We start from the raw sequence: 530 nt of genomic DNA, 5'->3' as shown, positions 1-530 counted from the left end.
GCATTAACGATAAACGCGAAGACAAACGAATTGGTTGCGATTTCAACAATCGAATCAGTGGCCACAAACAGGAAATCAGAGCGCCCATCGCCGACATAATCAAACTGTATAAGCTCGACTGCCACGACCAACCGATAGTAAGGCCAACGTTGGCGTCATATAGATCGCTCAAACTGGAAGATACTGCAGGGATCAACTCGTTCGCCAACATGAGTCCAAAGAAGTTACCGCAAGCCCAAGCGACCAAAACGAGGATCGAGAGCTCAAGTAATAACGCTTGCGCCAATTGGGTTCCATTCACACCGGTTTGACGCAAAATGCCGACTAATCTCTGACGCTGAATAAAAGATAGTGACATCGCTTGATAGAAGATAAAAAGTCCAACCAAAAATGACAACATCCCCATCGCGGTTAGGTTCATGTGGAATGCTTTGGTCAAAGATTCAAGCTCAGTACGAGTGTTTCGTACCAAAGTCATGCCATTTGGCAGTATGTTTTTTAATGCGATCAGTTTTTCTTCTGGCATCTCG

General features: G+C 45.1%; 1 protein-coding gene. It reads right to left on the bottom strand.

The window, feature by feature from the left end:
- Positions 1-530, bottom strand: a 530-nt coding sequence (locus tag R7093_RS27750; RefSeq protein WP_318147347.1) for an ABC transporter permease, incomplete at both ends; no start/stop codon positions are given.

It is taken from the genome of Vibrio sp. 1580 (genome assembly GCF_033340055.1).
The sequence above is the reverse complement of the archived record's forward strand: the minus strand, read 5'-3'. Positions and strand labels throughout refer to the sequence as shown.